A 22,346-nucleotide genomic window follows, 5' to 3' on the forward strand; every position below is an offset into this window, starting at 1 on the left:
ATGAAGATACGGCCCTTTTTATTACAAAAATATAAGAAACATTATGGATCTGATTTTTATATCTGCTGCGTTCATCGTTGGCTTCGTTGCGCTCAAACTTCATTTACCTCCGTTGGTCGGATTCCTGATTGCTGGTTTCGGACTGAAACTTTACGGCTTCGAGTCTAACGAAACGATCTCGATGCTCGCAGATCTCGGTGTGACGCTGATGTTGTTCACTATCGGCTTAAAACTGGACATCAAAACGCTGCTCGAAAAAGAGATATGGGCGGGTGCAACGATTCACAATATCGTTTCAACTGCGGTCTTTACACTCGCTCTAGTTGCGTTTAAGTTCCTTGGCCTCGATAGCCTGAGTTCTGTTCCTTTCAGCAGTTTACTATTGCTCGGCTTTGCACTTTCCTTCTCCAGCACCGTATTTGCAGTAAAGTCGTTGCAAGAAAAGGGAGAAATGAATTCAACCTATGGCACGCTAGCGATAGGTATTCTGGTCATGCAGGATATTTTTGCCGTCATATTCCTCACCGCTTCGACGGGAAAATTGCCTGAATGGTACGCGGTCGGATTATTCATTCTGCCATTCCTTCGCCCGTTGTTATTCGAGCTTCTTGATTGGGTAGGCCACGGCGAAATGCTGATCCTGCTCGGTATTTTCCTTGCCCTCGTGGTGGGCGCGGGATCATTCGAACTGGTAGGTATGAAACCTGACTTAGGGGCGTTGATTCTCGGCCTAATGCTTGCCAAACATCGCAAAGCGTCCGAATTGTCCAAAGCCTTGTTCAATCTCAAGGAGCTGTTTCTGGTTTGCTTCTTCCTCAATATCGGTTTGTCTGAAGAGCCAACACCGACTGGCTTCGTGCTGGCGCTATTGCTCCTCATTCTGCTACCGATCAAAGGGGCGTTGTACTTCTGGGTGATCAACAAGTTCCATTTCAGAGTGCGAACCTCGCTCTTGGCCTCCCTGTCACTGTTTAACTTCAGTGAGTTTGGTCTGATTGTCGGCGGACTGGCGTTTAAGATGGGGTGGTTACCCGGCGACATTCTGGTCGCACTGGCGATCTCTGTCTCGCTGTCGTTTATTCTGGCAGCCCCACTCGGACGTAAAGGCCACGCAATTTATCAGCGTTCTTCGCATTGGTTTCATGAGTATCTTCCTGATGAGCTCCATCAACGCGACAAGCTGATCAATCCAGGTAAGGCACAGGTATTGATTCTCGGTATGGGGCGTATCGGTACTGGTGCTTATGAAGAGCTACATCACCGATATGGACCGATATCTCTCGGTGTGGAACTGCGCGAAGACGCGGCTCAGGGACATCGTGAAGAGGGGCGCAACGTCATTAGCGGCGATGCGACTGACCCTGATTTTTGGGAACGAATTCTGGATACAGGTCAGGTGAAAATGGTGTTATTGGCAATGCCTCATCATCAGGCAAACCAGATTGCACTTTCACTGCTTAAAAAACGCTATTTTAAAGGTCAGATAGCAGCGATTGCCGAGTATCCTGACCAAATGGAAAATCTGATCGAAGAAGGAGCGCACGCTGCGTTCAACATCTACAGTGAGGCAGGTACTGGCTTTGCTCGCCACGTATGCGAACAGTTAAAACCAACATTCATCCGCTATTGATAATTAAGAAAAAAGGAGCTTAAGCTCCTTTTTTTCATCTGTTTTGCTGTCTTTTTCACCAAAAACTAAACGTCATTCACCAATTTAGTTTATAAATTAAATAAAATTCACCACAAGGACTTTTCTTTAAACTTTTTAATACTTATGGGTTGCCTTTTTTAATCAAAGTGGCAAATTGAAGTCATCTGATTCAAAGTCGTCTAATTAAGGAAAGTTGTATGTGTTCTATCTTCGGTATTTTAGACATTAAAAGTGACGCCGCCACACTTCGCCCTGTGGCTTTGGAAATGTCTAAAAAACTTCGTCACCGTGGCCCGGACTGGTCAGGTATCTACGCATCAGACCGCGCAATTCTTGCTCATGAACGTCTGGCCATCGTAGGCCTGAATAGTGGCGCGCAACCTCTTTATAGCCCAGATAGAAAACTTATCCTTGCAGTGAACGGCGAGATCTACAACCACAAAGAAATCCGTGCCCGCTACGCGGGTAAGTATGAATTTCAGACCGATTCTGACTGTGAAGTGATTCTGGCCCTGTATCAGGATAAAGGCGCAGACTTGCTGGAAGAGCTAAACGGTATCTTTGCTTTCGTTCTGTACGACGAAGAAAAAGACGAGTATCTGGTTGGTCGCGACCACATCGGTATCATTCCACTGTACCAAGGTCACGATGAACACGGCAACTACTATGTGGCTTCAGAAATGAAGGCTCTGGTTCCAGTATGTAAAACCATCAGCGAATTTCCTCCAGGCTGTTCATACAGCTCAAAAGATGCGGAACCCAAACGCTACTACACCCGTGATTGGAACGAATTTGACGCAGTCAAAGACAACGTCAGCAGTAAAGAAGAACTGACCAAGGCGTTGGAAGATGCGGTAAAACGTCAGCTGATGACCGACGTACCTTACGGCGTACTGTTATCTGGTGGCCTAGACTCATCGATCACATCAGCAATCGCAAAACGTTTTGCGGCAATGCGTATCGAAGATGATGAGAAATCCGCAGCATGGTGGCCACAACTGCACTCGTTTGCTATCGGTCTTGAAGGCGCGCCTGACCTGAAGGCCGCGCGTGAAGTCGCAGATAAACTAGGCACGGTTCACCATGAAATGACGTACACCGTTCAGGAAGGTCTGGATGCGATTCGCGACGTGATCTACCACATCGAAACCTATGATGTAACGACAATCCGTGCGTCTACGCCAATGTTCCTGATGGGCCGCAAGATCAAAGCTATGGGGATCAAAATGGTACTCTCCGGTGAAGGTGCAGACGAAATCTTCGGTGGTTACCTATACTTCCACAAAGCACCAAACGCGAAAGAGTTCCACGAAGAGACAGTGCGTAAACTGCTGGCTCTGAATATGTTTGACTGCGCCCGTGCAAACAAATCTCTGGCGGCCTGGGGGGTGGAAGGTCGTGTGCCATTCCTGGATAAAGAGTTCATCGACGTTGCAATGCGCCTGAACCCAGCAGACAAAATGTGTGGCAACGGAAAAATGGAAAAACACATTCTGCGTGAATGCTTCCAACACTATCTACCAGATTCCATCGCGTGGCGTCAGAAAGAGCAGTTCTCTGATGGCGTAGGCTACAACTGGATTGATACTCTAAAAGCCACGGCAGAAGCGAAAGTGACTGATCAACAGATGGAAACAGCGAAATTCCGCTTCCCTTACAACACGCCAACCACCAAAGAAGGTTACGTGTACCGCGAAATTTTTGAAGAATTGTTCCCACTGGAATCAGCGGCGCGCTGTGTACCAGGAGGCCCTTCAGTCGCGTGTTCATCGGCAAAAGCAATCGAGTGGGATGAATCTTTCAAAAACTGTATCGACCCATCAGGTCGAGCAGTGAAAGCCGTCCACAACGAAGCATACTAAGAATAAAAAGGCGCCTTGAGCGCCTTTTTTCGTTCAATCATTTGTCAAATACCAACAACTGCCCGCTACTTTTTAAAATCGAGATGTTTGTTATCGATACTCAAAGCGACAGGCTGGCTAATCATTTTGACCAGCATGATAGAACGGGTTTCACCATCCGGTTCCTGATAAATTGCCTTCAAGCCACAGAATTGCCCACCTTTCACTTCGATTTCTTGACCTGGTTTTGGCAGCTCAACACTCGGTGTTTCACTCTTCGACGAAGACTCTAACTGCTTAAGGTCATAAATCAGATCGCCTTGCAGCTCTTTGGGTTCAGAGCCGAAGCGAATGAAATCGGAGACGCCACGAGTTGAGCGGACAGTTGTAAAACTCGGCCCAACATTAAAGTCAAACCGCACAAACATATAAGATGGAAACAGCGGCTCTTTAACCGTCTGACGCTTGCCACGACGAATCTTCTCCACTTCGATCTCTGGGTAAAAACACTCTACTCCCTGATTTTCAAGGTGCATTTTTGCTCTTAATTGTTCACCTCGTTTACAGTACAGCAAATACCAACGTTTCATTTCTTATCAACTCTTTTTCCAATTGGTCGCGATTTTTAGCCGAAAATCACTACTTAATACCAATATATGAATTTGTAACATCGTAAAAGCAAAGTGTAACCAAATATGAAATTTTAGATTTCACAAAAAGTTAACTTCATCATCTACGCGTAACACTTTGCATTTCAATCAGTTAGATAAAACAGTTCATAAAACAACCAAATGACGCTATTGCAGCTTTATCATCTTGGATGTATACGTAACTGCCAAATAAAAAACTTCAATGCATTACATTAACCAAAATAATACTCTTAACGAGAATTTATAACATACACCTCTATCTTAATAGGCACTCCTTGTTTATCTCGAACTAAAGACGCGTGGAGTCGCCAAGATAAGGTTGATTACAGGAAGCTCTTTATGTCTGACTTGAATATATTCAAGCAACCTAAATCATTCTATCTGATTTTTTCTATCGAATTCTGGGAACGTTTCGGTTTTTACGGGATGCAAGCCATCCTGACCGTTTACCTAGTAAAAATTCTGGGTATGAATGAGTCATCATCATTTGTCCTCTTCGGTGCATTTTCCGCTTTAGTTTATGGCTTCGTAGCGGCGGGTGGCTGGATCGGCGATAAAGTGATTGGTACCAAACGAGCAATCACGCTGGGTGCCATTATTCTGATGATCGGTTACGTCTTACTGGGTATGTCGACCACCAAAGACCATTTCGGCGGCGAAACTCTGATTTACATCGCAATGGGCTTTATCACTGTTGGTAACGGCCTGTTCAAAGCGAACCCTTCAAGTCTGCTGGCCAAAGTTTATCCTGAAAACGACCCTCGTCTCGATGGCGCCTTCACCATGTATTACATGGCGATCAACTTGGGTTCATTCTTCTCGATGATCATCACTCCAATCGTGGCAGAACGTGCAGGTTACGGCCTGGCATTTGGTGTGAGTGCCATTGGTCTGGCAATCACAGCCGTCAACTTCATCATTTGCCAAGGTATGCTGAAAAGTGTCGGCTCTCCGGCTGACCTGAAACCAGTGAACAAAAGCTACTTGCTGGCAGTAATCATCGGCTCAATCATCGCAAGCTTTGTATGTAGTTACCTCCTACAAAACCTATCGCTGGCACACGGCATCCTGGTTATTGCTGGCCTGACCATCGTTAGCTTCTACTTTAAGGAAGCGTTCTCTATCACAGGTCTAGAACGCCAGAAAATGCTGGTTGCATTTGTATTGATGCTGCAAGGTATTGTGTTTTTCGTACTCTACTTCCAGATGCCAACATCACTGAACTTCTTTGCGATTCACAACGTAAGCCACGATATTCTCGGCTTTAATGTTGAACCAGAGCAATTCCAGGCACTGAACCCATTCTGGATCATGCTGGCCAGCCCGGTACTTGCGATGATATACGGCAAACTGGGTGACCGTCTGGCAATGCCATTCAAATTCGCTATCGGTATGGGCTTGTGTGCGCTGTCATTCCTAATCCTGTCTTGGGGAGCTAACTTTGCCAATACAGATGGCATCATCAGTTCGAACTGGTTGATCCTGTGCTACGCATTCCAATCTATTGGCGAACTACTGGTTTCCGGTTTAGGTCTGGCTATGGTCGCTCAATTGGTCCCACAACGTATGATGGGGTTTGCGATGGGCATGTGGTTCCTGACCTCAGCAACCGCTGCTGTGATCGCGGGTTGGGTAGCAAGTCTGACATCAGTACCTTCGCACATTGCGTCATCAACTGAGTCTTTGGCTATTTATGGCGACGTGTTCGGTAAGATTGGTTACGCAACGGCTGCAATCACTGTGATTACTTTCCTGATTGCACCAAAGCTGGCGAAAATCTGCCGCGGTGAAAACGAAACTGCTCTGGAAACAGCGCAAGCGTAATCTCGCTGATAAGCCTCTTATCTTGCTAAAAAGCCTCAGCAACTGCTGAGGCTTTTTTATTCGTATCGATTTTCACGACGGGTTTTACTTGAAGTTAGCGCTCTAGATCATTTCTTCCACCAGCTTAGCCATCATCTGAATATGGCTGGCTGAAGCGTTAAGACACTCGATGTAGTGGAAAGCTTCTCCGCCTGCATGCAGGAAAATCTCCTGATTTTGTTCAGAGATTTCTTCGAGAGTTTCCAGACAATCCACCGAAAATGCTGGGCAGAGAATATCCAGTTTTTTGATCCCCTTGGCGGGTAAGGCTTCCATCGTTTTATCCGTATAAGGTTGTAACCACTCTTCCTTCCCGAACTGAGACTGGTAAGTCATCATAACTTTATCATCCGCCAGCCCTAACTCTGCAGCCAACAATCGGGTGGTTTCAGCACAGTGCAGCGGATAGATGTCACCATTGTCCGCATAACGTTTAGGGATACCGTGATAAGAACAAACCAACAGGTCTCCCTGACCATTTTCCTCCCACGACTGGCGCACCTTTTCTGCCAATGCACGGATGTAAAGCGGATGATTATGATAGTCACGCACAAAATGCAGCTCTGGTACCAACGAGACCTTCTTCATTGCCTTCGCCAGACCATCAAACACGGCAGCTGTGGTGGTACCGGAATACTGTGGATAGAGCGGCAACACAATGATGGATTCCACCCCTTGTTGTTGCAGACGTTCTACCCCACTTTGCAAGCTTGGTGCACCGTAAGTCATACCCAGTTCGACGGGCACGTTTAGCAGTTGTTTCAGACCCGCTTGCTGGCGCTTGGAGTAGACCATCAGCGGCGATCCCTCCTCCATCCAGATGCTTTGATAAAGCTTGGCAACTTTAGGCGAGCGAATAGGCAGAATGATACCGTGCAAAATCGGGCACCACAGCCAACGACTCATATCTACCACGCGATGATCATGGAGAAATTCACCGAGAAACCGTTTAACAGCAGGCGCAGTCGGCGCTTCCGGGGTGCCAAGATTGGCTAACAAGACACCGTATTTTTTGTTTTTTTGCATAGCTTCCTGTCGAGTTGTTTTTAGCTGCGGCTTGAGCACGCAGAGCGTAAGACATTGTCTGCCACCAAGGCAAAACACGGTCGTTGTACGCGAAATCCGCGGAAAAAGTTCATAAAAAAAGCGACCTTACGGCCGCTTAACTATAACAAAATTCTTAAAAATTTTGATAATAGGTATTATCTATTATGCTAATGCCTTCTCGATATCAGCACTCACTTCAGCAACCTGCTTGGTGCCGTCAAACTTCAGGTAAGTCGTGTTACCCGCCGCCGCTTCTTTACCGTAGTATTCGATCAGTGGTGCTGTTTGAGTGTGGTATACGTCCAGACGTGCACGAACGGTTTCTTCTTTGTCGTCATCACGAACAACCAGATCTTCACCCGTTACGTCGTCTTTACCTTCCACTTTTGGTGGGTTGTAAACAACGTGGTAAGTACGACCAGAAGCCAGGTGAGCACGACGGCCCGCCATACGCTCAACGATAACATCATCAGCAACGTCGAATTCAATCACGTAATCCACGTTTACGCCCATCTCTTTCAGGCCGTCTGCTTGTGGGATCGTGCGTGGGAAGCCATCCAGTAGGAAACCCTGTTTGCAATCTTCTTCAGCAATACGCTCTTTGATCAGGCCCAGAATGATTTCATCAGAAACTAGCTGACCTGCGTCGATAACAGCTTTTGCTTGTTTGCCAAGCTCTGTACCCGCTTTGATCGCCGCACGCAGCATGTCACCAGTAGAGATTTGTGGAATACCGTATTTCTCCATGATGAATTGAGCTTGTGTGCCTTTACCTGCACCTGGAGCACCTAGAAGAATGATGCGCATGTTTAATCCTCTTAAGAAATGATATTTATACCGAAGCTCACAGTTCCCTCTGTTTCGAGACGGTAAGTTTCGGTATAAGGAGACCAATACAGTCTGCTCAAGCAAACTGGCGTGCAAAATACACGTGTTGGTAGTGACATTCAAGTTTGCGATTCTATCACAGAAAAACGATTGTCTGACGAGTCTAAGACTAAAGAATGCCAACCTGAGTGAAATTTCTCTGCGTTTGCATGAAAGGGCGCGCAACTTCACACCACGTCGTTCATGCTTCAAGAAAAAAGCTCGCACAAGGCGAGCTTTTTCACGGAATTATTCCACCTTAGTCAAAAGCTGGTTGATCGCGGTAACAAACTGCGACGGGTCTTCCATTGAGCCTCGTTCAGCCAGCATCGCTTGCCCCAGTAGGACCTCAACCCAACGGCCAAACGCTTGCTGGTCTGGTTCATCAGCCATGCGTTTCACCATCGCATGTTCTGGGTTGATCTCCAGAATGTATTTCACTTCCGGAACCGCCTGACCAGCGGCAGCCAACAGTTTGGCCATCTGAGTCCCCATTTCAAAGTCATCAGTGACCACCACCGCAGGTGTCGATGCCAACTTGAACGTGGTACGCACGTCTTTAACCCGCTCGCCGAGATACTCTTTCACACGTTCAACAACGGATTTAAATTCCTGTTCGGTTTCTTTGTGTTTCTCTTTTTCCGCTTCGTCTTCAAACTTGCTCAGATCCAAGCCCGCTTTGGTGATGGACTGGAAATGTTTGCCATCAAACTCGGTCAAGTAGTTCATCAGCCACTCATCGATGCGATCGTACATCAGGATCACTTCAATGCCTTTGGCTTTAAACTGCTCTAAGTGAGGGCTGTTTTTCGCTGCGGCATAACTGTCGGCAGTCAGATAGTAAATCTTGTCCTGGCCTTCTTTCATGCGTTCAACATAGGCATTCAATCCGACACTTTGTTCAGCCGCATCGTTATGTGTCGATGCAAAGCGCAGCAGACCAGCCACTTTCTCGCGGTTGGCGAAGTCTTCCGCCGGGCCCTCTTTCAGTACCAGACCGAACTCTTTCCAGAAGCTGAGGTATTTCTCTTCATCGTTCGAGGCCATACGCTCCAGCATGGTCAGAACTCGTTTGGTACAAGCGTTGCGCAGCGATTGCGTGATTTTGTTGTCTTGCAAGATCTCACGCGACACGTTGAGCGGTAAATCGTTCGAGTCAATCAGGCCACGTACGAAACGCAGGTAAGAAGGCATGAACTGCTCAGCGTCATCCATGATGAATACGCGCTGCACGTAAAGTTTCAAGCCATGTTTATGATCACGGTTGTACATATCCCACGGCGCTTTCGCCGGAATGTACAACAAGCTGGTGTAATCGTTTTTACCTTCAACCTTGTTGTGGCTCCAAGCCAGCGGTTCAGCGAAGTCGTGAGAGACGTGTTTGTAGAACTCTTGGTACTCTTCGTCACTGATTTCTGATTTGGAACGAGTCCACAGCGCTTGCGCTTTGTTGATCTGTTCCCACTTGGTCTCGCCACTCTCTTTACCGTCGTCATCCAGTACATTTGACTGAATATAAACCGGTATCCCAATGTGATCAGAGTACTTAGAAATCACATCGCGCAGACGCCATTCGGACAGAAACTCTTTTCCTTCATCACGCAGATGAAGAATGATATCGGTACCACGATTGGCCTTGGTAATCGTTTCAACGGTGTACTCACCTTCACCTTTGGAGTACCATTGCACGCCTTCATCAGCCGTTAAACCAGCGGCACGTGTGCGGACAGTGACCGCGTCGGCCACGATGAATGCGGAGTAGAAACCTACACCAAACTGACCGATCAGCTGCGAATCTTTTGACTGTTCTTCAGATAATTTTGAGAAAAATTCAGCCGTACCTGACTTGGCAATGGTACCCAAATGTTCAATGACGTCTTCACGACTCATACCAATACCGTTATCAGAGATAGTGATGGTATTGGCGTCCGTATCAAACGACAGCTTTACACCCAAGTCTGCGTCACCGTCATACAGTTCCGGTTTTGACAGGGCTTGAAAACGTAACTTATCTGCCGCGTCGGAAGCGTTGGAAATCAGCTCTCGCAGGAAGATCTCTTTGTTGGAATACAAAGAGTGAATCATCAGATGAAGTAGTTGCTTAACTTCAGATTGAAAACCACGAGTTTCTTTGTTTGTCATTGCAGTTTCGCTCATATTAACTCCATAGCATCATTTCGGTTCCCCATGTCAGAGAACAAAAGGGGTATGAGGAACATCGATTTGGTATTAACATGTGGATTACGAATGTAAATTCAAGGTCAAAAACCATAAAAACACTGTTTTTTGTGTTTTTTTTGATTATCCTCTATCCGTATTTTTATCAAGGAAGATAAAAGCCCGTCAGTTCAAAAGTCGTATTTTAATTTGTTAACAAGGAAGACAATCTGGGTAGTTGATAGTCCAAGCTCTAATACTAATTAAAAAGAAGATATCGATGAGTAACACAGGCACAAAGTTCATTCTTGCTGATAGATTTACTTTCGACCCAACGAGCAATTCGCTAGTAGACAAAGACACTGATAACGAGAATGTTCGTCTTGGAAGTAATGAAAGCCGTATTCTGTTAATGCTTTCTCAACGCCCTAATGAAGTAATCACCCGCAACGAACTTCACGATTTCGTTTGGCGTGAACAAGGTTTTGAAGTCGACGACTCCAGCCTGACTCAAGCCATCTCAACCCTACGTAAAATGCTGAAAGACTCGACCAAGTCGCCTCAGTTTGTGAAAACGGTTCCAAAACGTGGTTATCAGTTGATCGCGACCGTCGAAAGCGTTCAGCCCGATGCGAGTAAAGATCCTGATGCCATTGAGCTGTCAGATGAGTCTTACTCAATTGCCGTATCTTCTTCAGAACTTTCCAGTCAAGCTGCTGTTTCTGAAGCAGTTATTACTCAGACGTCGCCTTCTGTAGACTCGACACCTGCGGCACCAAAACCACGAATGGATCTGTTCACCAAATTGATTCTGTTGGTTGCCGTTATACTGCCTATTTGTGTCATTTTGTTTACGACGCCTTCGCAGTCTAAATTTCGACGCTTGGCAGTGTTTAACGATGTGACTGTCAGTACGCCAATCAATCACCCGGATCTCACGTCGTGGCTGCCGCTGATTGAAAGCTGCGTAAGAAAATATGGTGAAATGCACACTGGCGAACTGGCCCCCAAAGAAGTCATTGCAACGGGCGGACACAGTAACCAACTGGTGTTGAATTACATTCACACGCCTCAGTTCTCAGGCGAAAACATCACCTTGAGAATCTTCGCTAACCAAGAAGATGTGAGTAAGATTTGCCAATGAAGAGTCATACCATGAACCGTAAATTCGCCTCTTTCCTGCTGTTTATCTCTGCTGCGTTCAGTGCTTGGTTCTACTGGGGCAGCGATCTTAAAATCGAACAGGTTCTGACCTCGCGAGAGTGGCAATCCAAAATGGTCACCCTGATTGGCAATAAGCAGCAGAACGATTCGGTCGGTCCTCTACGCCGCGTGGACATGACTTCCAACGTCAAATACCTGCCGAACGGCACTTACGTTCGAGTATCGATCGTCAAGCTGTATGCGGTTGATAAGACGGTGCCGGAGGACGTGATCAATATTTCCGAATCGGGCGACTGGGACGTCAGTGATAATTATCTGCTGGTATCACCCACTGAATTTAAAGACGTTTCATCAACGCAAAGCAAAGACTTCACGCCACAGCAACTCGACCTGATCACCCAACTGTTTAAGATGGATTCAGAACAGAGCCGTCGCATTGACATTGTGAACGAGAAAACGCTGCTACTCACCAGCCTGAATCACGGTTCGACGGTGCTGTTTAGTAACGGTTAACCGCAAAGAAATGATGTTTGCGAGCAATCCAGCTTGAATTTTTCGCTCGCAAACTGACGAGAAGGACATCATGGATAAAGCTAAGATTGATATCTACTACTGCCGCCAATGCAACTGGATGTTGCGTTCAACCTGGCTCACGCAGGAATTGCTGCACACTTTCAGTGAAGAAATTGAAACCGTGAGTTTGCATCCCGATACTGGCGGTCGATTCGAAATCTTCTGCAACGGCGTGCAAATCTGGGAACGAAAACAGGACGGTGGCTTTCCAGAGGCTAAAGAACTCAAACAACGCGTGCGCGATTTGATTGATCCCGAACGCGACCTTGGTCACTCAGACCGAAAGTAAGCAATGAATATTTTAAGGGCACCCATCGGTGCCCTTAATTGTCTTTACGCGCGAGTATCGGTTTGAGCAATGACATCGCCATCAAAGCTGCACACCTCAATGATACCGTGACGAAAACGGCCAAAACTGGCGGCAAAACCATTACGGGGAAAAGTCACGGATCCCGGATTAAACAGGTAGTTATGTGGTTGTTTTTCCGCTACCGGCACATGGGTGTGTCCGTGCACCAGTACATCCCCCTCTTTAAGGGGTGGTAGCTTATTCTGGTTGTACAGATGTCCGTGAGTGAGAAACAAACGCTGCCCAGACTCCAGAATGACCCAGGCGTAGTCCGCCATCATCGGAAACGTCAGTAACATCTGGTCGACTTCACTGTCACAATTTCCCCGCACCGCAATAATGCGATCAGCAAATGCATTGAGCCGCTCAGCGACAGCTGGCGGATTGTAACCTTCTGGAATGGGGTTTCTCGGCCCATGATTAAGAATATCACCCAGTAAAACCAGCGTATCGGCACCCGATTGCTGATACGCTAGCAAGACGCGTTCGGTGGCTGGCAGTGAACCGTGTAGATCTGAAGCAAAAAATAATTCCATTGCACACCTCTCGAATTAAACCCTGAGATTGTACGGTTTATGGTGTTATTCGTCATCTCTCGCCATGCCGTTGATCACGATATTGTTGTAACTGACCATGCCAATCACTTTACCATGTTCAATGACTGGCGCCCGGCTGATCCCAAATCGTTCAAACAATCGCGCGCAATATTTGACGTTCATATCCGGCGAAACCGTCAGCGCTGGCTTGGTCATGATTTCGTAAATGTTGGTACGCTTTGGTGAGCGGTTTTTGGCCAACACTTTCTTGGCGATATCGTTCATCAACACAATGCCAAATTCGTCATCTTCGTGACGTTTGTTGACGATCAAGGCTTTTACCTCGTACTTTTTCGCGAGGCAGATCCCTTCATGAACCGTGGTTAAACCGTCCACCATCACGTAGGTATTTGCCATCACGTCGCGCACATGGATTTTGTCTTCACGATTCATAGGTTGTCCTCGACCACTTTAGTTAATGTTGCCACCTGATGCGCCACTCCCACGGCATCCTCAATGTCGATTTGAATAGCGATGCCCTGCCCGGATTCCTGATCAAACTCGCCCACTTCACAAATTGTCTCGAGAATGTGGCGCGACAAATGCTCTTCTACCATCAGCAGCACCACGTCTTTCTGCACCTCCAACGTCAAACCAAAGAAGGTGCGCTTTTTATTCAGTCCCTCTCCGCGAGCGTTATTGATCACCGTTGCACCAGTCGCCCCGGCATTACGCGCGGCGTCGAGCACGACATCAGTTTTGCTGTCTTCAACAAAGGCGAGTATCAGTTTAAACCTCATCATCTTGCTCCTTTAGATTCGCTTTTTGATTAAGCCATTGAGTGATTTGTGCATATCCCATCACCGACATCATCGGGAATAAACTCGCAAAGGCGATGAGGCCAAAGCCATCAATCATCGGATTACGTCCCGGTACCGTCGACGCCAGTCCCAGCCCCAACGCTGCCACTATCGGTACGGTGACCGTCGATGTGGTCACGCCACCAGAATCGTACGCCAGTGGTACAATCAGCTTCGGCGAGTAAAACGTTTGAATGACCACCACGATATAGCCCGCGATGATGTAGTACTGAATGGGGTCACCGACCACAATCCGATAACTGCCGAGAGCAATACCACACGCGACCCCCAGTGCAACCGCTATCCGTAAACCATTCACTTGAATCGCGCCACCGGATACCTGATTGGCTTTGATGGCAACCGCTATCAAGGAGGGTTCGGCTATCGTGGTACTGAAACCAATCAGAAAGGCGAACAGATAAACCCAGTAATAATCCCCCCACTGCAACGTCTGTCCGACGCTGAGTCGGAACTCTTCAAGAAACTCAGGGTCAGTCAGCTGGTGCGCCATCGTTTTACCCAGTGGAAACAGCGCCAATTCCAGACCAAGCAAAAACAGCGACAAGCCAAGAATCACGTAACCAAAACCAATCAACACTTTTACGGGATTAGTCAGCGGTTTTCTCAGCACCGCAAACTGAAAGCCGAAAATAATCACCGCGATGGGGACAATATCCAGAATGGTGGAAAGTAACGTGTCGAAAAAATCTTGTCCGTCGATCATGTCACCACCATGCCAAATACCATGACGAACATCATCGGCAACAGCGATGCAAACGCGATCAAGCCAAAGCCATCCAACATCGGATTCCGCTCTTTAATCGAAGACGCTAACCCGACACCCAATGCCGTCACCAGCGGCACGGTAATGGTTGATGTCGTGACACCACCCGAATCGTAGGCAATACCGATGATCGATTCGGGCGCAAACGCAGTCAGGATCACCACGCCGACATAGCCAAACGCAATCATGTAGTGAATCGGCCATCCTCTCAGGATCCTCAGTACGCCAATCACAATCGCAAGGCCCACCGATACCGCCACAGTCACCCTCAACCCTTGTGCATAATCGTGCCGAGCCAGAGGGGTGTCTGCAATCATTCCGCCTTGTGAGGCAACTTTTGCCGCTTCTTCCGCCACCGCGGTCAGCGCGGGTTCCGCAATGGTGGTTCCGAATCCGAGGCAAAAAGCAAACACTAACAACCAGAATAAGCTACCTTTGCGGGCAAAAGCCTGAGCCATGGACTCTCCGATCGGAAACAGCCCCATTTCCAGGCCAAAGATGAAAAAAGTGAGCCCGAGCACCACCAGCACCAATCCACTCAGCACGCTCAGCAAATGCGGTAGCGGCTCCTGCAACACAAACAGCTGGAAAAAAGCAATCACCAGCACAATCGGCATCAAGTCACGCAAACTGCCCAACATCGCTTTGAGTAATGCTAACGCCCCAGCCATAGTCGCTCCGATACAATTCCTTACACTTATAATGGCAAAGGATAAATCCACGTGATGTGACACGCTTTACGGGGTGGGTAAAAAGTCATCAAAGGTTAAAAAACAGAATGTTGGCACTTAGCAAAGATTCCCTTAAGCTGATCCTCAGGCAGCGGCAGCTATACTTAAGCGAAGCAAGGAGGCGACATGAAAATATTGATCACTGGTGGTACAGGCTTTATCGGCCGAGAGCTGATAAAACTACTCATGACCCATGATTTGGTCGTCTTAACCCGCAATGCCGCTCAGGCCAAAGCAAAGTTGGCCCATATCCAGAATGAGAGGCTCGATTTTCTGGAAAGCTTAGAAGAGCTGCACGATCTCAATACGTTCGATGCGGTCATCAATCTCGCCGGTGAACCCATTGCCGACAAACGTTGGACCAGTGCGCAAAAGCAGCGAATTTGTGACAGCCGCTGGAAGCTGACCGAAAAACTGGTGGAATTGATTCATGCCAGTGCAAAGCCGCCTCACGTATTAATCAGCGGTTCGGCCGTCGGCTATTACGGCGATCAGCAAGATCATCCGTTTGACGAAAGTCTGCAGGTCAAATCGAGTCGCTTTTCCCATCATGTGTGTGAAACCTGGGAAGAGATTGCCCTCCATGCGCAGTCGGACCGCACCCGCGTATGCCTGCTTCGCACCGGAGTTGTACTGGCCCCCGAAGGTGGCGCGTTGAAAAAAATGTTACCGCCCTATCGATTAGGTCTTGGTGGCCCAATTGGCAATGGCCAACAGTATATGCCTTGGATACACATGTGCGACATGGTGCGGGGTATCGTGTTTCTGCTGGAAACGGAACATGCTCAAGGCGCCTTCAATCTGTGCGCGCCACATCCGGTCAGCAATTTGATCTTCAGCCGCAGCTTAGCTGCCACGCTCAAAAAGCCACACGTGCTCACTACCCCTCAATGGGCCATTCGCCTGTTGATGGGAGAAGCCAGTGAATTGCTTTTTGACAGCATTCGCGCCAAACCAAAAAAACTAACGGAACTGGGGTTTCAGTTCACTTACTCTCGAATCGACCCCGCCCTGAAGCATTTACTTCAACATCAGGCTTGATCGCATTCTGACTTGGATATTTCATGACTCGTTCAATATTAATCACCGGCTGTTCTTCCGGCATTGGCTACATGGCCGCCACACAACTCCACCAACGCGGCTATCAGGTGATTGCTTCCTGCCGCCATCTTAAGGACGTCGAACGTCTCAAGGCTGAAGGCCTCACCTGCATTCAACTCGACCTCAGTGATGAGGAAAGTATTCGCGCAGGCGTAGAACAAGCTCTCACATTCTCGGCGAATAAACTGGATGCGGTGTTTAACAATGGTGCTTACGGCCAACCGGGAGCATTAGAAGATTTACCAACGGAAGCTCTGCGCGCTCAGTTTGAAACCAACTTCTTTGGCTGGCATACCCTGACCACGGCTTTGCTCCCCCACTTTCGTCAGCAAGGTCACGGACGGATAGTGCAGAACAGCTCAATTCTGGGCTTTGCCGCGATGAAATACCGCGGCGCGTACAACGCATCCAAGTTTGCCCTTGAAGGCTGGACAGATACCCTTCGGCTGGAATTGCGAGAGAGCGGCATTCACATCAGCTTAATCGAACCCGGCCCGATTGAAACCCAATTTCGCGCCAATGCTCTGGTGGCGTTCAAGCGTTGGATACCCGTCGACAACTCTGTACACGCTCAGCAATATCACGCCCAGCTGGCCAGATTAGGCAATGACAAATCCAACAATGCGTTTGTTCTTCCCGCTGAAGCTTGCCTAGCGCCACTCCTGCATGCTCTGGAATCCCCGCGTCCGCGCCTGCGTTACCGCGTGACAACACCAACAAAAATCTTTGCGGTGTTAAAACGTCTTCTTCCAGGACGAACTTTGGACAAACTGCTGAACAAAGCAGCGTAAAATTATAATTTTGTCATTAATGCGTAACATTTCGATGCCATGATGAAGCTCGAAGTGAACAATTTCACTTCACCTTAACTGATTCTTTAGCGTTGCATTGGATAAGAGATTTATGACATTAAACCAATGGAATTGGCTCAGTGTTGGTGTGGCACTGACACTCTTCATGATTTTATAGAACATCTTTGCTTGCTGGCTCTACGGAGCATACAAAAGCCGTCGTCGTGCGGCTTTTGTGTTTGCAGCTTATTCCGCCAAACCTTGTGTTTTCAAATCACGCCCCCATTTATCTAGAAAAGCGCAAGCGTACAAGGAATCATCATGCAATCACCTCATATTACTGACGTAACCCAACACAACTTTCGCGAAGTGATAGAACGTTCGGCCTCCACGCCCATCCTGTTCTATTTCTGGGCACCGATGAGTGACGAAAGCGCTCAACTTATTCCAGCGCTACAACAGCTTACTCAGCAATATGACGGTGCTTTCCAACTGGCACAATTGAACTGTCAGGAAGAGCAAGCCATCGCAGCACAATTTGGCATTCAGGCGTTGCCTACGATCGCGCTGTTCATTAACGGCCAGCCGGTCGATGGTTTGGGTGGCCCGCAGCCGATTGCCGCCATTCAAGAGATGCTTGACCGCCATTTACCAAGCCAAGACGAACGAACATTGCAACAGGCGCTGACTCTGGTTCAAAACCAGCAGCAGGCTCAGGCGCTGCCACTGCTTCTGTCCTTGAGTGATGAATGGAAACGTAAAGGTGATGCGAAGCTGGCATTAGCCGACTGCTTCCTTGCAACCCAGCAATTCGAAGCGGCTAAAGCTGAGCTCGCCGCCATACCACTGGAATACCAGGACGGCTACTACAAGAGTTTGGTGGCCCGCCTAGAACTGCATGAGCAAGCGGCTGACAGCCCGGAAATTCAGGCGCTGGAAAGTACATTTGCACAAGACAATTCCAACGCAAAAGTAGCGATTGAATTAGCCACTCAATATCATCAGGTGCAACGTGACGAGGAAGCTCTTGAGCTACTGTGGTCGTTCCTCAAGCGCGATCTGAATACACTTGATGGCGATATGAAGAAGATCTTTATGGACATCCTTAACGCGCTTGGCCAGAGCAATAGCACAGCCAGCCGCTATCGCAGACAGCTTTATTCGTTGCTTTATTAATAAAATTATTCGTTACATCATACAGTTAAGGCAGGTTATTCCTGCCTTATTTTTTGGATCAACACGAAGATTCGGTCACATTACGTTGTGACTCCAGCGGTTATCATTCACACTTTAGCCATTAATAAAAACCATCTAAGGAAACGTCATGGCAATAGATTCATTAGTCGCAATTGGTGTATTCGTCTTCGTTGTGATTTCATTTATCGCATCGGCAGTGAAAACCGTACCCCAAGGTAATAACTGGACCGTTGAACGCTTTGGGCGCTACACCCACTCTCTGAAACCTGGCCTAAACATCATCATTCCGTTTATCGACAGTATTGGACGCAAGATCAACATGATGGAGCGAGTTCTCGATATACCCGCGCAGGAAGTGATCAGTAAAGACAACGCGAACGTAGTGATTGATGCCGTGTGTTTTGTTCAAGTCATCGACGCCGCGAAAGCCGCTTATGAAGTCAATGATCTGGAGAATGCGATCCGTAACCTGACATTGACCAATATGCGTACGGTGTTGGGTTCGATGGAACTCGACGAGATGCTCAGTCAGCGTGACATGATCAACACTAAACTGTTATCGATTGTCGACCAAGCGACCAATCCTTGGGGCGTGAAAGTCACCCGTATAGAAATCAAAGATGTACAGCCACCAGCTGATTTGACCTCTGCAATGAATGCGCAGATGAAAGCAGAACGTGAAAAGCGGGCATCCATTCTGGCTGCAGAAGGGGTTCGTCAGGCAGAAATTCTGCGAGCTGAAGGTCAGAAACAGTCTGAGATCCTGCGTGCCGAAGGTGAAAAGCAAGCTGCAATTCTGCAAGCCGAAGCGCGTGAACGTGCAGCTGAGGCCGAAGCAAAAGCAACCGAAATGGTGTCCAACGCGATCGCAAAAGGCGATATGCAGGCCGTCAACTACTTTATCGCTCAAGGCTATACTGAAGCGTTAAAATCGATCGGCCAGGCAGAAAACGGAAAGATCATCATGTTGCCACTCGAAGCCACTGGCTTAATGGGCTCTGTTGCGGGAATCGCTGAAATGTTTAAACAATCTGGTACGAAGAAGGTGGACCTTTGATTGACTGGTTACTCGAACTCAACCACTGGCACTGGCTGGCGCTAGGGCTTGCATTACTGGCAGCCGAACTGCTGGGTACAGCCGGGTACTGCTTATGGCTAGGCGTGTCGGCTCTGCTCGTCAGCGCCATCCTGCTGGTTGTTCCTGTCAGCTGGCAGTTACAATGGTCCGCGTTTGCGGCCTTCTCTCTGATTACCACCTGGTTATGGTGGCGCCGCCAACTGAGCAATGACAAACGCAGCGACGCAGGGCGAACACTTAACCAGAAGCAAAAACAGCTCATCGGGCAAACCGCCGTTGTCAGAGACGATGTCGATGCGGGCCAATTTCGCCTAGCGCTGGGCGATACAACTTGGCTCGCAGAGTGCCAAGAACCGTTGCATGCAGGTCAGCGAGTGACTGTCGTTGATGTCGACGGAACGATACTGAAAGTCGAGCCCAAGAAAATCAACTGATTGCTGCTTAATAATAAAAAAGGCCTTAAGGCCTTTTTTATTTATGCTGACAACAGTGTCCTTTAAGGTCATCGATGATGGGACAGTCGCTGTTTTCATCACCCGGACATTCACGAATCCACTCTTCCAGCTGATCTTTAATCAAGGTTAACTCCTGAAGCTTTTGTGTGACTTGTTTGAGTTTAACTTGAGCCCGTTCTTTGACCGCTGAGCTTGTCCGTTCAGGGTCATTCGCCAGTGCCAGCATCGCTTTGCACTCATCGAGGGTAAAACCAACACGTTTACAGCGCGCAATCAATAACAGATCATCCACATGGCGCTGCCCGTAGTTTCGGTACCCATTCTCTGAGCGCAGTGGTGGCTGAATGAGACCTTTTTCCTCATACAGACGGACTGATTTTGCTGTCAATCCTGTTTTCTTCGCCACTTCACTAATGTTCATTATTGCATTCTCTCAACAACAAAAAAGGCATGGTCAACACCATGCCTCTTCTTATCTTAGTTGGCAATTATTCTTGGCTGATCAACCAAGATAAAATGGCCGCCTTTTGCGTCTTATCAGCTTTCTCATACCAGTAAGCCATCATTTCCAGAGGTTTACTGTCGGTTTTCATCGCCTGTTTAACTTCAGAGCGGTTACTGAATGCCCAATCAGCAAACTGCTTCTGATCCGCGGCGGTGCCTTCGTTAAACCAATATTGCACCATTTCCTCAGACTTGCTGGCTGGTGCCTCATTGACGATCTGAGGAGCCGCGATTACTGGCTGCTTATTATTGAGTACAAACTGTGCTTCCTGCTCGGCAGCGTCAAAATAGGCTTTCGGTACCCAGAATTGAATTTGGTTTTTGTTGGTTTTAGAGGACAACGAAAACTCTACGTTGTCACTGCCTAACTGAGACAAATAAACAGAATTCAACGGGAACTGGAACCACTGTGTGACAGTGCAGTGTTCAGTGCAGGTTTCTGCTAATGGTCGGTAGTTATTCAGTGTGTACTGTTTGCCGCCCAGGGTAACACTATCAAACTGGTCATAGTTTTTGAAATAGGTAACATTCATATCAATGTAGGATTCGCTGACTTTAGTCTCAGCTGTTTTCGGAAAATTACCCACATAGTACAAATTCGATTTTACAATATCAGCACCCGTTATCGCTTTGGCATCAGGCGTGATGTCTTTAGTAATAACTTGTACATAGTTATGTCTTTCCTTCACCGACTTTGCCACATCATCAAATGAACTAGAACTGTCAAGACTACTGCATCCAACCATCATCAAGACTGTGGAAAATACCAAGGTAGTTCTAAAATGCTTCATACATAATTTCCTGTGTGCTTAGTCAAACACCGGCACAAGGCCGGCGTTTGAGTTTTGATTAGAGAAAGACAGCGGTTTTGATTAGAAACCGTATTCAATACCTAGACGAACAAACGCAGTTTTGTCATCGGCATTGTATGCATCATGCTGACCCACTCGAAGATAAGGGACGAAACCGTTCTTCACGTACATCAGCTGCGCTGATAGCACTTCATCTTCATCACCTTGCTTAACACCATTCACTTCTGATTCTAGGTTTGCTGCGTAACCCAGCTTGAAGCCCCAAGGACCATTCCAGTATTGGCCAATGATTGAATATTGGCCTTGTTCACCTTTTTGACCATTTACAGTCTTAGATGCACCCTCGGTGTATTTGTAAGCGCCAGCTAGGCCAAAACCTGCAGGTAGAGGCAGTTCAAAGCCTACTAGGTACGCTGTTGAATCAACTAAATAAGAAACATCTGCATCAGTGCTATCTTTGTAGCTATGCTTGAATTTAGGGTTGTTTTCGTACGCAGCATGAAGGGTAACAATATCGGCTGCATTATAGTGAACGGCTGCACCGAAGTGGTTGGAATCTTTTGTACCTGTATCGCCACGACCCACAGAAACGTTAAATGTCAGACCACCAAAAGCTGGAGAATCATAGCGAGCAATATCACCTTTACGATCGTAGTGGCCAGCAACATCACCACCCCAGTCAAAGACGCGGCCTAAGCCTGGGTTTGAGTATGGCCAGTCAACAACTTCATAGAGAGGCGTTAACATACGACCGAAACGTACTTTACCCCAGTCACCTTGTATACCAAGGAAAGTATCGCGAGCACCCAGTGTAGAACCTTTACCATCTTCACCCACGTAACCAGATTCAATCTGCATAAAAACATTGAAGTTTTCAAACATATCTTTACTTGCGCGGAAACCGATGCGTGATTCGTTTTCATAGTCGTAACCATTGCTGTCTTCTTGATAGAAAACAGAGATGGCTGCAACACCGTATGCTTGAACGTTGAAATCAGAAAGAACACCAATTTGACCTGTCTCGCTCGCCGCGAACGCGCTAGTTGAAGCGATAGCCACTGCCGCACCTAATAGGGTACGTTTAAACATTTTGTCCATGGAAAACTCCTAAAAATAGATATAGCTGTTTTGTTATTCCCTCCCCCAAAGTTGGCCGCCGAGGGGAAGAAAATTTTCCTTACCAGAGTCTCTGTTCGATCCTCTTAAGTTTCTGCATACACCGGGTGTATCCATAGTGATAAGACTAACTTCGCCCTTTAAAACATCAATGAGAACTTAATTTTTGACTAAAAAAATATGAGCCATGACAAACTTTACCCAAGTAAGTGATCGAGA

Annotated in this window: 23 protein-coding genes; 11 read left to right on the forward strand and 12 right to left on the reverse strand. The window is 47.5% G+C overall.

What is annotated here, in order from left to right:
* Nucleotides 1–43: 43 nt before the first annotated feature.
* Both JIG40_RS15770 and asnB read left to right on the forward strand, forming a co-directional pair.
* The gene (locus JIG40_RS15770; protein ID WP_199465626.1) at nucleotides 44–1,630 is read left to right on the forward strand and encodes a cation:proton antiporter family protein; all 1,587 of its coding nucleotides are present in this window, start codon (nucleotides 44–46) and stop codon (nucleotides 1,628–1,630) included.
* 218 nt (nucleotides 1,631–1,848) lie between these two features.
* Complete coding sequence (gene asnB, locus JIG40_RS15775; RefSeq protein ID WP_020327964.1) at nucleotides 1,849–3,513, forward strand: asparagine synthase B; 1,665 nt, start codon at nucleotides 1,849–1,851, stop codon at nucleotides 3,511–3,513.
* Between the two features lie 65 nt (nucleotides 3,514–3,578).
* Here the strand turns inward: asnB and rfaH are convergent, their stop codons facing one another.
* Complete coding sequence (gene rfaH, locus JIG40_RS15780; RefSeq protein ID WP_020327965.1) at nucleotides 3,579–4,082, reverse strand: transcription/translation regulatory transformer protein RfaH; 504 nt, start codon at nucleotides 4,080–4,082, stop codon at nucleotides 3,579–3,581.
* 399 nt (nucleotides 4,083–4,481) lie between these two features.
* Between rfaH and dtpA the strand changes: the two genes are divergently transcribed.
* Nucleotides 4,482–5,966: a dipeptide/tripeptide permease DtpA gene (gene dtpA, locus JIG40_RS15785; RefSeq protein ID WP_020327966.1), complete on the forward strand. Its 1,485-nt coding sequence runs from the start codon at nucleotides 4,482–4,484 to the stop codon at nucleotides 5,964–5,966.
* 102 nt (nucleotides 5,967–6,068) lie between these two features.
* On the opposite strand, the gene hemH is transcribed toward dtpA, so the two are convergent.
* From hemH to htpG, 3 genes are all read right to left on the reverse strand, one after another.
* Nucleotides 6,069–7,031, reverse strand: a complete 963-nt coding sequence (gene hemH / locus JIG40_RS15790) for a ferrochelatase (RefSeq protein WP_199465627.1) — start codon at nucleotides 7,029–7,031, stop codon at nucleotides 6,069–6,071.
* Nucleotides 7,032–7,214: 183 nt separating this feature from the next.
* Entirely contained in the window at nucleotides 7,215–7,859 is a 645-nt protein-coding gene (gene adk / locus JIG40_RS15795; protein WP_020327968.1) for an adenylate kinase, read from the reverse strand.
* Nucleotides 7,860–8,168: 309 nt separating this feature from the next.
* Entirely contained in the window at nucleotides 8,169–10,076 is a 1,908-nt protein-coding gene (gene htpG / locus JIG40_RS15800; protein WP_020327969.1) for a molecular chaperone HtpG, read from the reverse strand.
* Between the two features lie 280 nt (nucleotides 10,077–10,356).
* Between htpG and JIG40_RS15805 the strand changes: the two genes are divergently transcribed.
* From JIG40_RS15805 to JIG40_RS15815, 3 genes are all read left to right on the forward strand, one after another.
* Nucleotides 10,357–11,220, forward strand: a complete 864-nt coding sequence (locus JIG40_RS15805; protein ID WP_020327970.1) for a transcriptional regulator — start codon at nucleotides 10,357–10,359, stop codon at nucleotides 11,218–11,220.
* Between the two features lie 11 nt (nucleotides 11,221–11,231).
* Nucleotides 11,232–11,753 carry a regulatory protein ToxS gene (locus JIG40_RS15810; RefSeq protein ID WP_020327971.1) on the forward strand — a complete coding sequence of 174 codons (522 nt, stop codon included), beginning with the start codon at nucleotides 11,232–11,234 and terminating at the stop codon, nucleotides 11,751–11,753.
* Between the two features lie 70 nt (nucleotides 11,754–11,823).
* Nucleotides 11,824–12,102 carry a SelT/SelW/SelH family protein gene (locus tag JIG40_RS15815; RefSeq protein ID WP_020327972.1) on the forward strand — a complete coding sequence of 93 codons (279 nt, stop codon included), beginning with the start codon at nucleotides 11,824–11,826 and terminating at the stop codon, nucleotides 12,100–12,102.
* Nucleotides 12,103–12,146: 44 nt separating this feature from the next.
* On the opposite strand, the gene yfcE is transcribed toward JIG40_RS15815, so the two are convergent.
* From yfcE to JIG40_RS15840, 5 genes are read right to left on the reverse strand one after another with little or no spacing between them, the layout of a single operon-like run.
* Nucleotides 12,147–12,698: a phosphodiesterase gene (yfcE, locus tag JIG40_RS15820; protein WP_020327973.1), complete on the reverse strand. Its 552-nt coding sequence runs from the start codon at nucleotides 12,696–12,698 to the stop codon at nucleotides 12,147–12,149.
* A gap of 45 nt (nucleotides 12,699–12,743) precedes the next feature.
* Nucleotides 12,744–13,151, reverse strand: a complete 408-nt coding sequence (locus JIG40_RS15825) for a CBS domain-containing protein (protein WP_020327974.1) — start codon at nucleotides 13,149–13,151, stop codon at nucleotides 12,744–12,746.
* Nucleotides 13,148–13,498 (reverse strand): P-II family nitrogen regulator, encoded by a 351-nt coding sequence (locus JIG40_RS15830; protein WP_020327975.1) that lies wholly within the window; start codon nucleotides 13,496–13,498, stop codon nucleotides 13,148–13,150. The genes JIG40_RS15825 and JIG40_RS15830 overlap by 4 nt, the downstream gene beginning before the upstream one ends.
* Complete coding sequence (locus JIG40_RS15835) at nucleotides 13,488–14,282, reverse strand: DUF1538 domain-containing protein (RefSeq protein WP_020327976.1); 795 nt, start codon at nucleotides 14,280–14,282, stop codon at nucleotides 13,488–13,490. The genes JIG40_RS15830 and JIG40_RS15835 overlap by 11 nt, the downstream gene beginning before the upstream one ends.
* Nucleotides 14,279–15,013 carry a DUF1538 domain-containing protein gene (locus JIG40_RS15840; RefSeq protein ID WP_020327977.1) on the reverse strand — a complete coding sequence of 245 codons (735 nt, stop codon included), beginning with the start codon at nucleotides 15,011–15,013 and terminating at the stop codon, nucleotides 14,279–14,281. The genes JIG40_RS15835 and JIG40_RS15840 overlap by 4 nt, the downstream gene beginning before the upstream one ends.
* Nucleotides 15,014–15,199: 186 nt before the next feature.
* On the opposite strand from JIG40_RS15840, the gene JIG40_RS15845 reads away from it, so the two are divergent.
* The 5 genes from JIG40_RS15845 to JIG40_RS15865 all read left to right on the forward strand — a co-directional run bounded on the left by JIG40_RS15845 (nucleotide 15,200) and on the right by JIG40_RS15865 (nucleotide 19,674).
* Nucleotides 15,200–16,114 (forward strand): TIGR01777 family oxidoreductase, encoded by a 915-nt coding sequence (locus JIG40_RS15845; RefSeq protein WP_020327978.1) that lies wholly within the window; start codon nucleotides 15,200–15,202, stop codon nucleotides 16,112–16,114.
* A gap of 23 nt (nucleotides 16,115–16,137) precedes the next feature.
* Nucleotides 16,138–16,965 (forward strand): SDR family oxidoreductase, encoded by an 828-nt coding sequence (locus tag JIG40_RS15850; protein WP_020327979.1) that lies wholly within the window; start codon nucleotides 16,138–16,140, stop codon nucleotides 16,963–16,965.
* A gap of 321 nt (nucleotides 16,966–17,286) precedes the next feature.
* Entirely contained in the window at nucleotides 17,287–18,141 is an 855-nt protein-coding gene (locus tag JIG40_RS15855; RefSeq protein WP_020327980.1) for a co-chaperone YbbN, read from the forward strand.
* 148 nt (nucleotides 18,142–18,289) lie between these two features.
* Complete coding sequence (locus JIG40_RS15860; protein WP_020327981.1) at nucleotides 18,290–19,219, forward strand: SPFH domain-containing protein; 930 nt, start codon at nucleotides 18,290–18,292, stop codon at nucleotides 19,217–19,219.
* Nucleotides 19,216–19,674, forward strand: coding sequence for an NfeD family protein (locus tag JIG40_RS15865; protein ID WP_075988765.1), 459 nt, complete (start codon nucleotides 19,216–19,218; stop codon nucleotides 19,672–19,674). The genes JIG40_RS15860 and JIG40_RS15865 overlap by 4 nt, the downstream gene beginning before the upstream one ends.
* 37 nt (nucleotides 19,675–19,711) lie before the next feature.
* Here the strand turns inward: JIG40_RS15865 and cueR are convergent, their stop codons facing one another.
* The 3 genes from cueR to chiP form a co-directional block, all read right to left on the reverse strand.
* Complete coding sequence (cueR, locus tag JIG40_RS15870) at nucleotides 19,712–20,116, reverse strand: Cu(I)-responsive transcriptional regulator (RefSeq protein ID WP_020431870.1); 405 nt, start codon at nucleotides 20,114–20,116, stop codon at nucleotides 19,712–19,714.
* A gap of 67 nt (nucleotides 20,117–20,183) precedes the next feature.
* Nucleotides 20,184–20,990 carry a hypothetical protein gene (locus JIG40_RS15875; protein ID WP_199465628.1) on the reverse strand — a complete coding sequence of 269 codons (807 nt, stop codon included), beginning with the start codon at nucleotides 20,988–20,990 and terminating at the stop codon, nucleotides 20,184–20,186.
* An 81-nt stretch (nucleotides 20,991–21,071) separates the two neighbouring features.
* Nucleotides 21,072–22,109, reverse strand: a complete 1,038-nt coding sequence (gene chiP, locus JIG40_RS15880; RefSeq protein ID WP_020327985.1) for a chitoporin — start codon at nucleotides 22,107–22,109, stop codon at nucleotides 21,072–21,074.
* Nucleotides 22,110–22,346: the final 237 nt, after the last annotated feature.

The organism is Vibrio sp. bablab_jr001 (genome assembly GCF_016464285.1).
In the GTDB taxonomy this organism is placed as follows: domain Bacteria; phylum Pseudomonadota; class Gammaproteobacteria; order Enterobacterales; family Vibrionaceae; genus Vibrio; species Vibrio fluvialis.

Coding starts and splice junctions, on each gene's coding strand:
- JIG40_RS15835 (WP_020327976.1), bottom strand. CDS start 14,282: ATGATCGACGGACAAGATTTTTTCGACACGTTACTTTCCACCATTCTG.
- cueR (WP_020431870.1), bottom strand. CDS start 20,116: ATGAACATTAGTGAAGTGGCGAAGAAAACAGGATTGACAGCAAAATCA.
- JIG40_RS15850 (WP_020327979.1), top strand. CDS start 16,138: ATGACTCGTTCAATATTAATCACCGGCTGTTCTTCCGGCATTGGCTAC.
- JIG40_RS15845 (WP_020327978.1), top strand. CDS start 15,200: ATGAAAATATTGATCACTGGTGGTACAGGCTTTATCGGCCGAGAGCTG.
- JIG40_RS15805 (WP_020327970.1), top strand. CDS start 10,357: ATGAGTAACACAGGCACAAAGTTCATTCTTGCTGATAGATTTACTTTC.
- JIG40_RS15825 (WP_020327974.1), bottom strand. CDS start 13,151: ATGAATCGTGAAGACAAAATCCATGTGCGCGACGTGATGGCAAATACC.
- JIG40_RS15855 (WP_020327980.1), top strand. CDS start 17,287: ATGCAATCACCTCATATTACTGACGTAACCCAACACAACTTTCGCGAA.
- JIG40_RS15860 (WP_020327981.1), top strand. CDS start 18,290: ATGGCAATAGATTCATTAGTCGCAATTGGTGTATTCGTCTTCGTTGTG.
- rfaH (WP_020327965.1), bottom strand. CDS start 4,082: ATGAAACGTTGGTATTTGCTGTACTGTAAACGAGGTGAACAATTAAGA.
- JIG40_RS15875 (WP_199465628.1), bottom strand. CDS start 20,990: ATGAAGCATTTTAGAACTACCTTGGTATTTTCCACAGTCTTGATGATG.
- adk (WP_020327968.1), bottom strand. CDS start 7,859: ATGCGCATCATTCTTCTAGGTGCTCCAGGTGCAGGTAAAGGCACACAA.
- htpG (WP_020327969.1), bottom strand. CDS start 10,076: ATGAGCGAAACTGCAATGACAAACAAAGAAACTCGTGGTTTTCAATCT.
- JIG40_RS15810 (WP_020327971.1), top strand. CDS start 11,232: ATGAACCGTAAATTCGCCTCTTTCCTGCTGTTTATCTCTGCTGCGTTC.
- JIG40_RS15815 (WP_020327972.1), top strand. CDS start 11,824: ATGGATAAAGCTAAGATTGATATCTACTACTGCCGCCAATGCAACTGG.
- dtpA (WP_020327966.1), top strand. CDS start 4,482: ATGTCTGACTTGAATATATTCAAGCAACCTAAATCATTCTATCTGATT.
- JIG40_RS15830 (WP_020327975.1), bottom strand. CDS start 13,498: ATGAGGTTTAAACTGATACTCGCCTTTGTTGAAGACAGCAAAACTGAT.
- asnB (WP_020327964.1), top strand. CDS start 1,849: ATGTGTTCTATCTTCGGTATTTTAGACATTAAAAGTGACGCCGCCACA.
- yfcE (WP_020327973.1), bottom strand. CDS start 12,698: ATGGAATTATTTTTTGCTTCAGATCTACACGGTTCACTGCCAGCCACC.
- chiP (WP_020327985.1), bottom strand. CDS start 22,109: ATGGACAAAATGTTTAAACGTACCCTATTAGGTGCGGCAGTGGCTATC.
- JIG40_RS15770 (WP_199465626.1), top strand. CDS start 44: ATGGATCTGATTTTTATATCTGCTGCGTTCATCGTTGGCTTCGTTGCG.
- hemH (WP_199465627.1), bottom strand. CDS start 7,031: ATGCAAAAAAACAAAAAATACGGTGTCTTGTTAGCCAATCTTGGCACC.
- JIG40_RS15840 (WP_020327977.1), bottom strand. CDS start 15,013: ATGGCTGGGGCGTTAGCATTACTCAAAGCGATGTTGGGCAGTTTGCGT.